General features: G+C 35.0%; 9 protein-coding genes, 2 pseudogenes and 2 other annotated features. Of the genes and pseudogenes, 9 read left to right on the top strand and 2 right to left on the bottom strand.

The annotated features are described in order from the left end of the window. Nucleotides 1-232: 232 nt before the first annotated feature. On the bottom strand, nt 233-2155 hold the full coding sequence (gene thrS, locus NKR74_RS13365) for a threonine--tRNA ligase (protein WP_098310235.1): 1923 nt from the start codon (nt 2153-2155) through the stop codon (nt 233-235). A 47-nt stretch (nt 2156-2202) separates the two neighbouring features. Then, nucleotides 2203-2434, bottom strand: a binding site (T-box leader). A 41-nt stretch (nt 2435-2475) separates the two neighbouring features. Then, nucleotides 2476-2707 (bottom strand) — a binding site (T-box leader). A gap of 282 nt (nt 2708-2989) precedes the next feature. On the opposite strand from thrS, the pseudogene NKR74_RS13360 reads away from it, so the two are divergent. The 3 genes and pseudogenes from NKR74_RS13360 to NKR74_RS13350 all read left to right on the top strand — a co-directional run bounded on the left by NKR74_RS13360 (nt 2990) and on the right by NKR74_RS13350 (nt 5695). After that, nucleotides 2990-3918 (top strand): annotated as a pseudogene (locus tag NKR74_RS13360) (AAA family ATPase). A gap of 309 nt (nt 3919-4227) precedes the next feature. Continuing rightward, nucleotides 4228-5013: a DUF58 domain-containing protein gene (locus NKR74_RS13355; RefSeq protein ID WP_375337667.1), complete on the top strand. Its 786-nt coding sequence runs from the start codon at nt 4228-4230 to the stop codon at nt 5011-5013. 13 nt (nt 5014-5026) lie between these two features. Beyond that, on the top strand, nt 5027-5695 hold the full coding sequence (locus NKR74_RS13350; protein ID WP_253629875.1) for a hypothetical protein: 669 nt from the start codon (nt 5027-5029) through the stop codon (nt 5693-5695). A 617-nt stretch (nt 5696-6312) separates the two neighbouring features. Here NKR74_RS13350 and NKR74_RS13345 read toward each other — a convergent pair. Further along, complete coding sequence (locus NKR74_RS13345) at nt 6313-7983, bottom strand: ribonuclease J (protein WP_253629874.1); 1671 nt, start codon at nt 7981-7983, stop codon at nt 6313-6315. Nucleotides 7984-8239: 256 nt separating this feature from the next. Between NKR74_RS13345 and NKR74_RS13340 the strand changes: the two are divergent. The 6 genes and pseudogenes from NKR74_RS13340 (at nt 8240) to NKR74_RS13315 (ending at nt 15050) form a co-directional block, all read left to right on the top strand. After that, a pseudogene (locus NKR74_RS13340) lies at nt 8240-8552 on the top strand (antibiotic biosynthesis monooxygenase family protein). Between the two features lie 599 nt (nt 8553-9151). Further along, nucleotides 9152-9718 carry a TetR/AcrR family transcriptional regulator gene (locus NKR74_RS13335; protein ID WP_001072294.1) on the top strand — a complete coding sequence of 189 codons (567 nt, stop codon included), beginning with the start codon at nt 9152-9154 and terminating at the stop codon, nt 9716-9718. Nucleotides 9719-9776: 58 nt separating this feature from the next. Continuing rightward, complete coding sequence (locus NKR74_RS13330; RefSeq protein WP_253629873.1) at nt 9777-11633, top strand: alpha/beta fold hydrolase; 1857 nt, start codon at nt 9777-9779, stop codon at nt 11631-11633. Nucleotides 11634-12046: 413 nt separating this feature from the next. Then, nucleotides 12047-12880, top strand: coding sequence for a histidine racemase CntK family protein (locus NKR74_RS13325; RefSeq protein WP_253629872.1), 834 nt, complete (start codon nt 12047-12049; stop codon nt 12878-12880). Nucleotides 12881-12908: 28 nt separating this feature from the next. Further along, nucleotides 12909-13703, top strand: coding sequence for a class I SAM-dependent methyltransferase (locus NKR74_RS13320; RefSeq protein WP_253629871.1), 795 nt, complete (start codon nt 12909-12911; stop codon nt 13701-13703). A gap of 30 nt (nt 13704-13733) precedes the next feature. Then, entirely contained in the window at nt 13734-15050 is a 1317-nt protein-coding gene (locus tag NKR74_RS13315) for an opine metallophore biosynthesis dehydrogenase (protein ID WP_253629870.1), read from the top strand. The last annotated feature ends 47 nt before the right edge of the window (nt 15051-15097 follow it).

The raw sequence follows: 15097 nt of genomic DNA, 5'->3' as shown, positions 1-15097 counted from the left end.
GGAGGGGGATCGCCAACAAATTCAGTTTCAAAACTCATTACCAAAAATAAAAGGTCCTAACATATTAGTCATATATAATATGTTAGGACCTTTATATTTTAAGTTTTTTTGAATTTAGATCATCTGCTTTATCTATCCTTTTCTTCGTTTTGCGTTGTAGTAGAAACATTGATACAACAACATCATGGTGTAGGATAAAACATGTTTTGGCTAACTTGTAATTTCTTTTGTATTATAAACTTCTACTTTGAATTTCGTGCTGAATATTTGCAGAGAATTCGTCAAATGGTGCAGCTGCAGATTGTTGTTCTCCATATTTTCGAATGTTTACTTCGTTGCGCTCAGCTTCTTGATCGCCAACAACAAGGACGTATGGGATTTTTTGAACTTGCGCTTCTCGCATTTTATAACCGAGTTTCTCATTGCGAAGATCGAGTTCAACTCGTATGCCAGCATGTTTTAGCTTTTCTTCTATTTCTTTTGCGTATTGTTCATGTGCTTCAACTGATACAGGAATAATCTTTGCTTGCACGGGAGCTAGCCATGTTGGAAATGCTCCGGCAAAATGTTCAATTAAGATTCCGAAGAATCGATCAAGTGAACCGAAGACAGCACGGTGAATCACAACAGGACGTTGTTTTTCATTTTTTTCGTTAATGTAGCTTAAATTAAATTTTTCTGGCATTTGGAAGTCAAGCTGTACAGTTGCGCATTGGTGACTTCTGTTTAAAGCATCTTTAATGTGGAAGTCAATCTTCGGACCGTAAAATGCGCCGTCACCTTCGTTGATTCTATAGCGGAAATTTAGTTGTTCTAGTACATTTTGCAGAGCGCCTTCCGCCTTGTTCCATAGCTCGTCATCTCCCATTGAATTTTCAGGTCTTGTAGAGAGCTCAACGTCATATTCAAAACCGAATGTACGATATACGTAATCGATTAAATCAATTACTTCTTTTATTTCATTTTCAATTTGTTCAGGTGTTACAAAAATATGTGCATCATCCTGACAGAATGTACGAACTCTGAGAAGTCCATTTAGAGCACCGCTAAATTCATGGCGATGGACTTGGCCGAATTCAGCTATTCGAACTGGTAAATCACGATAAGAGTGCAGTTTATTTCTAAACATCAGCATATGGCCAGGGCAGTTCATCGGCTTTAAGGCAAATTTTCCATGATCAACTTCTGTGAAATACATATTCTCTTTATAATGGTCCCAGTGACCAGAGTTTTCCCATAGCTTTTGATTCATGATAAAAGGAGTGCGGACTTCTTGATAATTACGCTTTTGCTGAATCCCTCTTAAAAAAGCTTCCATTTCATTTCGTATGATTTGCCCCTTTGGTAAATAAAATGGCATTCCTGGAGCTTCTTCAGAGAACATAAACAATTCTAATTCATTGCCCAATTTACGATGATTACGTTTTGCAGCTTCTTCTAAAAAGATTACATACTCATCTAGTTCCTTTTTAGAAGGGAAGGCAACCCCATATATTCTTTGAAGGACTTGGTTATTACTGTCACCGCGCCAATATGCTCCTGAAACGTTTGTTAATTTAAAAGCTTTCATAAAGCCAGTAGACGGTAAATGTGGTCCGCGGCATAAGTCGAGAAATTCACCTTGTTTGTAAAGAGTTATGTTTTGATCGGCAGGAATATCTTGTAATAGCTCTAGTTTTAAATGGTCACCGAGCTCTTCAAATATTTGCTTTGCTTCATCGCGACTCACTTCTATTCGTTGAATTTCTAAATTTTCAGCAATAATTTTTTGCATTTCTTGTTCAATATGAACTAACTCTTCAACTGCAATACTATTCGGGAGATCCATATCATAATAAAAACCATTTTCAATAACAGGACCAACTCCTAAATTGATTTGACCATACATTCTTTTAACAGCTTGTGCTAATATATGGGCTGCTGTGTGTCGTAATACGTCTAATCCTTCTTTTGATTCTAAAGTTAAAATTTCAATTTCTGCATCTTCCTGTACGTTTCTACGTAAATCAAATAGTTGATGATTCACTTTTCCTACAATAGCTTTTTTTCTTAAGTTAGGGCTAATAGATTCTGCAATTGCTTCTAGCGTAATTCCTTTAACGTATTCCTGTTCACGACCATTTGGAAAACGAATTTTAATCATTTTTTCACTCATCATTATCACTCCATTTTATGAATATAAAAAAACGCACTCATCCCTAAAACAGGGACGAGTGCGTTAATACCCGTGGTTCCACCCAGATTCCCATCGTACTTCATAAAAAGCACCGATGGCTCCATGCGCTGTAACGTAGCGTCTACGGTATTGGATACTATAATTCCCCAATACAGCTCCAAGGTGGTAAGTTATTCTCCAGCGTTAGGAAGATCTCAGCAATTCTTCCTTCTCTGTAAAACCGTAAAGAATACCTCATGTCCTTTTCATTGCCAATTGTTATATGAAATTGAGTAAATAAAAAACGCAATCATCCCTAAAACAGGGACGAGTGCGTTAATACCCGTGGTTCCACCCAGATTCCCATCGTACTTCATAAAAAGTAGCGATGGCTCCATGCGCTGTAACGTAGCATCTACGGCATTGGATACTATAATTCCCCAATACAGCTCCAAGGTGGTAAGTCATTCTCCAGCGTTAGGAAGATCTCAGCAATTCTTCCTTCTCTGTAAAACCGTAAAGAATATCTCGTGTCCTTTTCGTAGCTTTTTTATAACATTTGTATGTTGATTCATAATATACAATATTTAAATTGTTTTTGCAAATCTGTTTTTATATAAATTGTGACCTTTTTTGGAATTTTTCTTTGTTTGTACTATTGCTGTAGATGACTAGGGGGTTTGCAACATGTATTTTATATATATCATATGTAAAAAGGAAACTTATTTTACAAAAAAACTCTAAAAATAACCGGTAAATATTTGAATTCTGATATACTACAAATAAATGTCAGAAAAAACAGAAAATAATTAGTGTAGGGGAGGATAAAAAGGTATGTCAATTCTAGAAAGAATTCGAGAAAATGTCTCGCAAGTGATTGTAGGAAAAGAAGAGGTTATTGATTTAGCTATGATTGCATTGGTAGCAAACGGACATGTCTTACTAGAAGATGTTCCAGGAACAGGGAAGACGTCATTAGCGAAAAGTCTTGCAAAAAGTATAGATGGGAAGTTTCAACGTGTACAATTTACATCAGATACATTACCGGGTGATGTAGTAGGCTTAGAGTATTTTGATATGAAAGAATCCGATTTTAAAACGAGAATGGGGCCGATTTTCGCTAATATTGTGCTGGTCGATGAAATTAATCGTGCCGTTCCGCGTACACAGTCTACTTTATTAGAAGTAATGGAAGAGCGTACTGTCACAATTGCAGGAGAGACGCATGTGTTGCCGCAGCCGTTTATTGTGCTTGCTACGCAAAATCCACTGGAGTCTGCCGGTACTTTCCGCTTCCAGATGCTCAGTTAGATCGCTTTTTATTAACGATTCGGCAAGGGTATCCAGATAGAGGGCATGAAAAGGAGATGTTACGCCGTTTCCGCCAGCAAGACCCGCTCCGCAGCTTACAAAGTGTAGTTTCTCTTGCAGACATTCTTTCTCTGCAAGAAAAAGCGAAACAGGTTGAAATTCATGAAGAAGTGGAAGATTACTTACTTGATATTGTGGAAAAAACACGTCAACATGAACTCGTTGAAATTGGGGTGAGTCCGCGCGGCTCATTAGCTTTCATGAGAGCAGCACAAGCTCGTGCATTATTAAAAGGGAGAGGATTTTGTACACCTGATGATTTTTATACATTAGCGGAGCCTGTATGTGCCCATCGCTTAACACTGAGCATTGAAGGAGATATGAAAACAACGAAAGCGAATGTGATGAAAGAAATTTTGGAACAAGTAGCTGTTCCGGTGGAGAATGTATGAAAGAGAAATTGACGATTAAACATCCGCTTGTGGAAACATATATTGCAGGGATAGTCACCCTTATTACAATACTAATGTGGCTATTTATACAAATTTTTTTCTGTTTGTACTTGCTTTTTTTTATTTGCTGATGGTAAGTTTTGCTCATTGGTATGTTCGTAAGGCTTCACAAATATATTGTGAAATAACACAACAACATGAACGTCTCTTTATTGATGAGACTGGGCATTGTCGTGTACGTATTATAAATCCAACAAAACTGCCAATTTTTGAAGTTGCATTTCGTTTTCGCTCAGATGAACATATGAAATGGGTATTGTCAGAAGGAGAATTAGAACAATCGGTTCATTCTTATCGCATTCCTTTGCATCTGAAAAACAGGAAACGTTAGAAATAGATTTGCATGTATTAGCACAGCAAAGAGGATTACAGAGCTGGCAAGAAGCAGAAATTATTTTGTCTGATCCATTTCGGTTTATTACAATTCACATACCGATAAGTAAACAACATATTCCGTGTTTCCGTATATATCCTTGCATTGCCAAAGTAAATATTCCAGAAACAAACAGCTGGAAGCATGGATTTCGAACTGCGGCTGTATCTCCTCTTTATGATGAAACGAAAATTATTGGAGTCAAAGCATATGAACAAGAGTCGTTTCGTTCGATACATTGGGGAGCAACTGCGAAAACAGGTGTATTAAGTGCAAAAAAATACGAATATACGCAAGGTGATCGATACGCAGTATATTTAAACGTATTAGGTTCGACAGGTTATACATTGTGTCCAGATATAGAGTATTTAATTGAAGTAACAGCGGGTGTTTGTCGGCAACTATTAGCGCAAGATTGTTCATTTGAGCTATGGGTGAATAGTATGTGTGAAAACGGGATTATCCATATAACGGCTGGTAAATACCGCAAACAACTACACAAGACATTACAATTATTATCATCTTTAACAGATCGAGATGTTCCGCTATCTTCTTCCTATTTCTATCAGACAGGTTTCCGTCAGCAAGAAGTTGGAGCTATTCCGATTATTATTGGGAATCCACCTGAAAAACAAGCTGGATGGCTGCAAGTGGTGAAGTGAGGGAGGAGGTCATATGTCGTTTTTACAAAAGAATCGTATTTATATGGTTCGTATCATGATTTGTCTTAGTTTTTTCGTCATAGCAGCTGTATTATCACAAGGGGCTGTGATTATGCAAGAAAAGTTCATTCATCCAAAGAAAAAAATGGATGATGAAGAGGAAAGAAGTTCGATTTATTTTACGAAAGAACCAGGAAGAGAGATTAAAGAGATGGACGAAAAAGAAGTGAAAGGAATAACTACGGATTGGAATTTTGGGAAAATAAGAGGTCTGAAAGGGGTATTTGAGAAGAGCTCAGTCGGGTATAGTACAATCGGTGGACTTGCTTTAGGCAGTATTGTTGTTACCTATTTTGTACGTCGTAAAACGAAAAAAAGGAAAACTTTAAGCCTTTTGATGAAAAAGGATATAAAGTGTATAGAAAATGAAAAGGAAAGTTGTGACAATGTAGAAAAATTTACAATTCTTCCAGAAGAGGAAATACGAGTCTTCTTAATTGAGTGGGAGAAGACGTTGCCGCAATATGAGAAGAGGCGTCCGTTTGAAACGATTCAACGATGGTTATCTCGTATAAAGAGAGGCGATGAAATTATATCTATTTACGAGCAGGTACGTTATGGGCGGAAAATAAGTTCTAGCGAAGAAATACACCGATTGAAAAAATGGACAGAAGAAAACTGAAAACAAAAACATCCTAAACTACTCTGTAAAATAAAGAATGATTAATAGTTTTCTTTCCTTACTAAAAGTAAAGAACTTATATAATGTTACACATTATATAAGTATTGGTACATCACTTAATGAAAGTGGTGTGCTTTTTTAATTTTACAGACCTCTGCATGACCTCATTTACAACAACAACACATCCTCATGAAAAGCGCATTTACAGCAACAATTACTTTAGTTATAATAAGAATATATATTATTTTTGAATTTTCAGTCTAATATGAGGGTTTAGATGAAAGTATATACAGTGAAAGAGATGGCGACCGCTTTAGGGAAACATGTTAGAGTGTTATTCCCCTATTTCGCGGGATGTGCAAAAACACCCTATTTGAAAATTTGGCTTTATGTGTAGCTTTAGAATAAGGATTGATCAAATTAATACTAATAACCTTGATAAACAAGCAAAAAGAAAGAGCGTGTTTTGAAAAAAGATTGATCAAAACACGCTCTTAATATATTTTATTGAATCATCCTTTTATAAAAAAGTTTGATTATTTTTGTTATCCTTGCTCAATTAAAGCGCCCAATTGTTGAAGATCAATTAATTCATTTTTTTTAAAACTTCTCCCCTATTAAATTTCAATAAGTATAGGAACAATCATTGGCTTTTTCTTAGTATGTCTATATACATATTGTCGTATTGATTTTTTTATTTGTTTTTTCATTACATTCCATTGGTTTCTATTTGCTTCTTGTAGCTCGTTAACAGTTTTTATAGTAAGGCGATTAACGTCTCTTCGGAGTTCTGAGAAATCTCTATCAACAAATCCACGAGAAAGGGTATCGGGTTCAGAAATCAGTTTTCCTTCCGCTTTGCTCATAGTTAAAACAATCATGAGCATCCCATCCTCCGAAAGTTGTTTGCGGTCTCGTAACACAATTTCCCCAATATTATCGACATCCCCCCCGTCTACGTAGGTATTCCCCACCGGTATTTTCCGGGTCTGACGGGCAATGGTATGTTCAATATCGACGACATCGCCATTATTGATGATAAACGTGTTTCCTTGCTCTACTCCAACAGATTCACCTAACAAACGGTGATGGTGTAGCATTCTAAATTCACCGTGAATGGGAATAAAATATTTTGGTTTCATTAATGTAAGCATTAGTTTTAAATCTTCTTGATAACCATGACCAGAAACATGCATTCCGGATGTACTTCCTGATCCATAAATCACTTTGGCTCCAAGTGCAAATAAGTTGTCTACGATACTCGTGATATTTCGTTCATTCCCGGGTATTGGACCTGCTGCAAAGATAACCGTATCTTCAGGTAAAATGTCGACACCACGAAAGTTTCCAGTGGACAGGCGAGCAAGAGCAGCCAATGGTTCTCCTTGACTCCCCGTGCATAAAATGGCCACCCTTTCAGGAGCCATTTCATTGATTTCATGTGGGTCAATTAACATTCCATCTGGAACTGTTAAATAACCACGTTCCATAGCAACCGCTATAACATTAACCATACTTCGTCCAAGCAACGCAAGTTTTCGATTTGTTTTTTGCGCTGCATTCACGACTTGCTGAACGCGACTAATATTTGAAGCAAAGGTAGAAAGAATAACTTTGCGTTCGGCTTTCATGAAAGCTGCTTCCACATGTTCACCTACCATTTGTTCCGATGGGGTCAAACCAGGACGCTCTGCATTGGTACTCTCAGATAATAGAAGCAAGACCCCTTCTTTGCCGATTGCAGCCATTTTATGAATATCCGAATTCTCATTATTCGCAGGGGTTAAATCGAACTTGAAGTCCCCCGTATGTACAATCTTACCCTCTGGTGTGTGAAAGACTATTCCCAAGCAATCAGGAATACTATGGGTCACTTTGAAAAAACTTACACTTATTTCTCCGATTGTCAAGTTTGAGTTTGAGTTGATTTCAATAAGTTCACTTTCTCCTAGAAGTTTATGTTCTTTTAATTTGATTTCAATTAATCCTAGTGTGAAGCGTGTGGCATAAACGGGTACATTCAATTTTTTTAAGAAGAACGGGATCCCCCCGATATGATCTTCATGTCCATGTGTGACAATTAAAGCCCTGACTTTATCTTTATTTTCTACTAAGTAAGCTATATCAGGGATAATCAAATCAATTCCTAATAAACTTTCATCTGGAAACTTATTGCCACAGTCGATAATCACGATATCGTTTGAATATTCGATTGCATACATATTTTTCCCGATTTCATTTAAGCCGCCTAAGGCGAAGATAGATAATGCATTTTCTATTGTACTCAAATTTATATCCTCCCAATTTAAATATAATCTTAGTATGCCCTTTGGGTTTCCCTTTATCAGTGGGTTGAATGCTCGAGCTTCCTACAAAAAAGGGAACTCTAGACTGTTTTTTCCTAAAAATAATGACTACAACATTGATGTCTTAGTTTCCCACATCGTTATTGAAGTCTTTCCTCCCATGGAGACAGCTGCTATTGAAATCACTCATGGTTTTCAATTCTTAATAAAGACACAATTCTTTTAAGGTGGTAACACAATGAATACCTATTATGCAGCTATATTTACTTCTCAAAGAACAGAGCACAATTCAGAAAGATATGAAAGTATGTCAGACAACTTGGTAGAACTAGTAAAAACACAACCTGGATTTATTAGGATTGAGAGCGTAAGAGATACGAAGAGTATAGTATTACAATTTCTTATTGGGAATCCTTAGAAGCAATTCAAAATGGAAAGCTAATACGACTCATCAAGTAGCACAACAAAATGGAAAAGAAACGTGGTACAGCCAATATAACGTGCAGATTTGTAAGGTGGTAAGAGATTATTCTTTTAAAGGAATTGATTGAGTTAGTAAATTCGTCTAAAGGAGCTTGTAATTAAGCGACCTTTTTCGCTCTAACGGCGCGTTTGTTCAACCAGAGGAATAGAAAAATAATCAAACTTTATTCTAATCCAACAGGTATTCCATTAAAGGGCCATATTGTTGAATACCATATTTAATTGATCGTGAAGAATATGAAAAAATGTATTAAGCTAACGTGGCAAAAGAACAGGGAGGAGTTTTTGGTAATCATAGGGAATTTAGACTATTAAGTAGATAAGTTATATAGGGGTACTGCCGCATCACCATCAAGCTAATATTTTCATATCCCCCTAAATTAAAATTTTCTTTCTCTACAGATAGTTATTCTGAGAAGCCGCTCATTTTTTCGTTTTGGGGGCATTTCTTTTTATTAAGTTGATGGGCATGTATGGTGACCCCTATTAGACGATAGGGAATTAACAATTTCGGGGTTCAGTTCAACTTTATTCAAAATAAGATTTTTTTGCAGTAAAATCAATGTTAGTGGAACTTTTTTAATCAAACTTTTTTCTAAATTAACATAAATACTTGCAATATTTAAATTAGTACTATATAGTTCTAGTTATGACAAAGGTAAAATTAATGAATCAAAAACGTGTGATTGAAGTAGCTGCAACATTATTTTTAGAAAAAGGGTTTGCTTATACAAGTATGGATGAATTAGTACGTGTAAGCAAAGTTTCAAAGTCTAATGTGTATTATCACTTTTCTAATAAGGAAGAATTATTAGAAGGGGTCGTTGATTATTGGATTGAAATGTATCAATCTGCAATTGATGACGTACTTTCTCAGAACCAATTTTTAGTTGAAGATCGTATCCAACTGTTTTTAAAGCAATTATCACAAGGAGTTCAGTCGAGAGAGTATAAGGGGAGCTGTCCATTTATTACTCTTTATATTCAAAGTCCTACACAGGCCACGCAAATAAAAGAAAAAATAGGTCTTTTTTTTACAGAATTACAAAAGAAAGTTTCTCTATTACTTAAACAAGGGGTAGAGAATGGGGAATTCAGAAATACGATTAATATTGATGAGGTTGCATCACTTTTTATTACAAATCTTGAAGGAGCGTTATTTATTTCAGAAACATTGAAGGATGCAACTGTAATCACGAAAACAGCAGATCATTTTTTTAACTTGCTTCGATAAAAGAAGCTTTTTTTTTACATCAAATTAGTACTAAATAGTACTAAAAAGGAGATTTTATATGAGAACAGTATTTTTAATTGGTGGAACAGGCTTTATTGGAAAGCAATTAGTGAAAGAATTAGCCAAAGAGGATGTTAAAATTCTTCTTTTAGTGAGGTCGAAAAGTAAAGCAACACGCATTTTTCAAGAAAGAGGCATCTTAAAAAAGGCAGTTATGCACTTTATTGAAGGTGATTTGACGAAAATAGATTTAGGTCTAAGTGCTGAAGATAAGGAGAGGATATTGAAAACGGATGTGATTATTCACGCAGGAGGCCCCATGGATATTCAAGTGACAAGTAAAGAGGCAGCTTCCGTATTTTTAAATGGCGCCAAACATATTAGTGAATTAGCTAAAAGTATTCATCAATTGAAGGGCTTGCAACAATTTATTCATGTTGTAGGTTATATGAGTCCCTTTGATGATAAAAATAGCAAGATTGCAATTGATGTGTTTAAAGAAGGAAACAATTATTTGAAAATAAAAAATCCATATGAGAGAACAAAATTTTTAGCAGATCTTTATATCCGTCACCAGGCATCAGCAGTAGGTTATCCGCTTTCTGTAATTAATCCGCCAACTGTAGTCGGTAGTAGTAAAACAGGGAGTACAGAGCAGATAGCAGGATTAGGTTTGCTTGTGATGAGTATGCGAAGAGGGCTCATGCCAGTGATTCCTGGAGGTAAGGGATATAGGTTACCACTTATTTCAAACGATGAGCTTGCGAAGTTTATTGTGCAGGTTTTCAGATTGGAGCAACCGACTATTCAAACATATACACTTGTTGAAGACAAACAGCACGATCAGAACATTGCTGAATTATTAAGTATTATGTCGGAAAGTATGAATATGAGGGCACCAAAAATCTCTGTCCCAATGCCACTTATGAAAGCAATTATGAATAGTGGAGTAAGTAAAATAACAAAAATTCCTTCTGATGGACTGAATTTTATTACAAAACGAAAATTTTCAAATGTTTCAGCGAAAAAAATTATGGGAGGAGATTGGTTTAAGAAGACGAGTGTAATGAAATTTTTCCCTGCCGTAGTAGCTGATCTGGATTATCGAATGATGTATCAAAATGGCCAGCATAATCATTTATTTAAACGAACATTATGCGATAACACTACCCTTTACCAATTACAAGGAGAGGGTAAACCGTTTATTTTATTACATGGTTTATTGAGTGATGGAGAGGATTTATTTCCTTTAGCACAAGAGCTTCATGAAAAAACTGGTCAACCTGTATGGATCTTGGATCTTCCAGGTTTGGGACGTTCTCCTTTTAAACGAGAGAAAAATCTTCTAGATATCTATTTGAATGTAGTGAAAAAGTTATTGGAGAAAGCTACTAATGGTGCACATCTAATTGGCCATTCATTCGGTGCGTTTATTCTTCTGGAAGCATTGGTACAAGAGTACATAGATAAGAAGTATTCAATCACTTTACTTCAGCCACCTGTTGCTAAAAAAAATGCTAAATCGCTAAATGTTCCTCAATTTATGAACAAATGGACATTAAAATTGGCAACTACTAATTTGATAGGGCGTTATTTATTAAGTAATGGTTTGTTTGAAAGTACGGAGAGCATCCCTGAACATTATATTGAAAAAATAAGTAACAGTTTTACTTCTCCTAGAATTTTAAATACTACGGTTCAGCTTAACAGTTTACTACTGAAAAACGATCAAGGTGATTTCAATGAAGTAACAAAGTATAATCTTCACATTATTTGGGGGGATTATGACAGAGGCTATTCTGCTCCATCGCATCTTGGTAAGGTTGATTTTGTTCCATATGGCCATCATTTTCCTCTTAGCCATCCGAGTGAAACGGCAACATTAGTAATAAAAAATAGTAATACTAGCAGATGAGAGTGTGGGATAAATAAAAAGTGTGTAGTAAGATCGTTGTGTCTTTGAAATAAAATCGTACTGTTTGGGGTCCCACCCTATGCCCATCAACTTAAAGATTTTATAACACCCCAAAACGAAAAAATGAGATTTTTATTACAAGTAAGCACAATTTTTCGTTCTGGGGGTAGTTGTATTTTCTTAGCTTGATGGTGATGTGGCGGGACCCCTAGTATATCAATTTTTAAGTTGATGGATATAAAGTACTACTTCTAAGTAAAAAAGAAGAAGGTTAAAAAGGCTAGAATGTGTATTGACGCCATCAAACATTATGATATAATCTATCCCATAAAACCTAAATCGTAATCGTTACTATTTAGGTTTTTGTGAAAAAAATAAAATGTAAATAAAAAACAGTGTAAAGGATAGTTGTGATGATACAGGAAATAGAGTTTATAAAATTTAATCCAACTCAAAATATGACGATTCTCGTTAAGACTAATCATCCAGTTAAAGAGCATAAGACGATTGCAACAAAAATCATGTCGTATGACAGCGTGTATGCAGAACAAGTAGGATTTATAGAAGAATCTACAAAGTATGAAGCCGACGCACATCTTCAAATGGCTGGAGGTGAGTTTTGTGGTAACGCTTGTATGGCACTAGCAACTTTTATTGCTAATAAAAAAGGACTTCAACATAATGATTTAACAGAAATATTATTAGAAGTTTCGGGAACAGACGAACTCATAGTGTGTCAAGTGAGGAGAGAGCTAGAGGAATATTATTGCCAAGTTACTATGCCTATCCCTAAAGAGATAGAACAGAAAACTATAAAGTATGAAGGAAATGATTTGGACATTGTTATAGTGAATTATCATGAGTCTATTCATATTGTGATAGAAGTAGAGGCTATTAATGAAGCAGTGAGAAAAAAAGCCCAAACATTAGCAAAATCACTGGCATTAACCCTAGACACTAAATTGATAGGTATCCTATTGTATAAATCAAATTCTAATGAATTGGTTCCACTTATCTATGTTCCACAGCTTGATAGTATGGTATGGGAACGGGGATGCGGTTCAGGTACTGCCTCTTTAGGAGCTTATTTGGCTTGGAAAAATCAAAAGGAGGTTGTTGCACATGTAAGACAACCTGGTGGAACTATTACTGTTTTTGCCAAATGTCATGAAGAAGAGTTAACAAGTCTTAAAATTGAAGGAGGTGTTGGGATAGTAGCACAAGGAAAAGCTTTTATAACTGTTTAACTATTACATTGTATTGGAGAGAAAATGAATGAATGACTTAGAAAATTTTTTGAAATGTTTGAGTAATTATCGAGAGAAATTTAATGCTTTGATAGGAAGCTATGATCACACTATCAATAATTGTTTGGAGTTAGAGACATTAATAGATGAATACTCAAACTTCATTATAAACACGAGGAACAAAGAAATATGGGGGAAATTGCAGCAACAAGAACACTATGATTTGAAGCAACTTGCGGTTTCTTTAAGAGAAAAGTCAGCGTTTTGTGTAGCTATTATGGAAAAATATCGTGCATTGAAGCTTCTAACTGGAGTTGCTGAAATAACAGATTACTTTAAGAATATCGAATTATGTATTGAAAAAGAATTTGGGAGTTTTCAAATTACTTCTGATTCAAAAGTATTACTAGTAGGGTCAGGTTCATTTCCAATGACACCAATATTAATTGCTAAGCGAACTGGAGCAGAGGTTGTTGGCATAGATATTGATGATGCAGCTATCGAACTTGGATTAAACGTTGTAGAAAGACTAGGTGCAGGATTAAATATTAGATTAGAGAGAGTACCAGTAGAAAATCTTGATTTTACAAAAGACGCGACTCATATCATTTTTAGTTCGACCGTTAAAGATAAATATAACATACTAGAACAATTACATACATTAACAAATGAAAATGTAGTCGTAGCTATAAGATATGGTGATCAGTTAAAGTCGCTATTTAATTATCCTTCGAGGGAAGTTGATAAACAAAAATGGAATAAAGTTGATGACATATTGCGTCCAGATGATGTGTTTGATATTGAGTTGTATCAAAAAGTATAACCTGTTTACTTATGAGAAAGGGAGGATTTTATGAGTACTTTTAAGCGTGTCTTAGTATTAGGAACTGGCCCTACATCTATCCAACTTGCTGTAAATTTTAAAAAACAATTGAATAGTGACGTGGGGATTGCTGGAAGAGAATCTGCTCGTTCAGAGAACTTTTTTTCAACTTTTAAGCAAAGTAATCATCTAGTTCGTGTAAGTATTCAAAATGAAAAACATCGAAATATGGAAGGTGAATACTTCGTTGATCAAGTTTTTAAAGGGTATGAAACAATTAAAGGTAATTGGGATACCATTATTCTCTCTGTAACAACGGATGCATATATTGAAGTAATAAAGCAGATTGATATAGAGCTTTTGAAACAAGTAAGGTGTATTGTTTTAATTTCTCCGACTTTTGGTTCAAACAGCTTAATAAGTAATTATATGTATAGTATTAATCCAGAAGCGGAAATTATTAGTTTTTCTACATATTATGGGGATACACGATGGATGCACGACAGCCCTTCTAATCATGTTTTGACAACAGCGGTTAAGAAAAAAATCTATATAGGGTCGACGGATTATCCATCAAAAAATATCGATATACTCTGTAAAGCATATGAACAATTAGGAATTACTCTAGAAATCATGAAATCTCCAATTGAGGCAGAAACAAGAAATATTTCTTTGTATGTCCACCCACCATTATTTATGAATGATTTTTCGCTAAGTGCAATATTTGAGGATATAGATACCAAAAAATTTGTGTATAAAATTTATCCTGAGGGTCCAATTACACAATATTTAATACATGATATGCTAGCCCAATGGAAAGAAATTATGAGTATTGTAGAAAAAATGAAGATTAAAAGACTTAATTTGTTGAAATTTATGACAGATGACAATTATCCAGTAAGATTGGAAAGTCTATCTCGGCAAGATATAGAAAACTTTAATCATTTAGAAAGTATCCATCAAGAATATTTATTGTATATTCGTTATACCTCACTATTAATTGATCCTTTTTCAGAACCAGATAAGGATGGAAAATATTTTGATTTTTCAGCTGTTCCAATTAGAAAAATGTTTGTCAACAGAGAAGGATATTGGGATATCCCGAGAATGCCTAAGGAAGACTATTATCGTATCAAAATAATACAAGGAATTGCAAAATATTTAGGTTTAAATTGTCCAACAATAGATAAATTCATTAAAACATACGAGAGTAAAATTGAAAAAGTTGCCCAATCCTATAAAGGAGAATTATTATCTAACGCATATTTTATTCAAAGTTTCGATGAAGATTTGAATATGATTTGTAGTGAAATAGAAAAAAGTATTGGAGAGAAGATGGTGGAATAATCTTTATCTTAAATAAAATAGACTAATATACCATATAAATCGTAATG

Origin of the sequence: Bacillus sp. 3103sda1 (genome assembly GCF_024159135.1) — a bacterium.
GTDB lineage: Bacteria > Bacillota > Bacilli > Bacillales > Bacillaceae_G > Bacillus_A > Bacillus_A rhizoplanae.
This window is presented reverse-complemented; position numbering and strand designations above follow the sequence as displayed.

What these genes read in the sequence shown, in the direction of transcription:
- NKR74_RS13325 (WP_253629872.1), top strand. Translation starts at nt 12,047, where the DNA reads ATGATACAGGAAATAGAGTTTATAAAATTTAATCCAACTCAAAATATG.
- NKR74_RS13330 (WP_253629873.1), top strand. Translation starts at nt 9,777, where the DNA reads ATGAGAACAGTATTTTTAATTGGTGGAACAGGCTTTATTGGAAAGCAA.
- NKR74_RS13320 (WP_253629871.1), top strand. Translation starts at nt 12,909, where the DNA reads ATGAATGACTTAGAAAATTTTTTGAAATGTTTGAGTAATTATCGAGAG.
- NKR74_RS13315 (WP_253629870.1), top strand. Translation starts at nt 13,734, where the DNA reads ATGAGTACTTTTAAGCGTGTCTTAGTATTAGGAACTGGCCCTACATCT.
- thrS (WP_098310235.1), bottom strand. Translation starts at nt 2,155, where the DNA reads ATGAGTGAAAAAATGATTAAAATTCGTTTTCCAAATGGTCGTGAACAG.
- NKR74_RS13350 (WP_253629875.1), top strand. Translation starts at nt 5,027, where the DNA reads ATGTCGTTTTTACAAAAGAATCGTATTTATATGGTTCGTATCATGATT.
- NKR74_RS13335 (WP_001072294.1), top strand. Translation starts at nt 9,152, where the DNA reads ATGAATCAAAAACGTGTGATTGAAGTAGCTGCAACATTATTTTTAGAA.
- NKR74_RS13355 (WP_375337667.1), top strand. Translation starts at nt 4,228, where the DNA reads ATGGGTATTGTCAGAAGGAGAATTAGAACAATCGGTTCATTCTTATCG.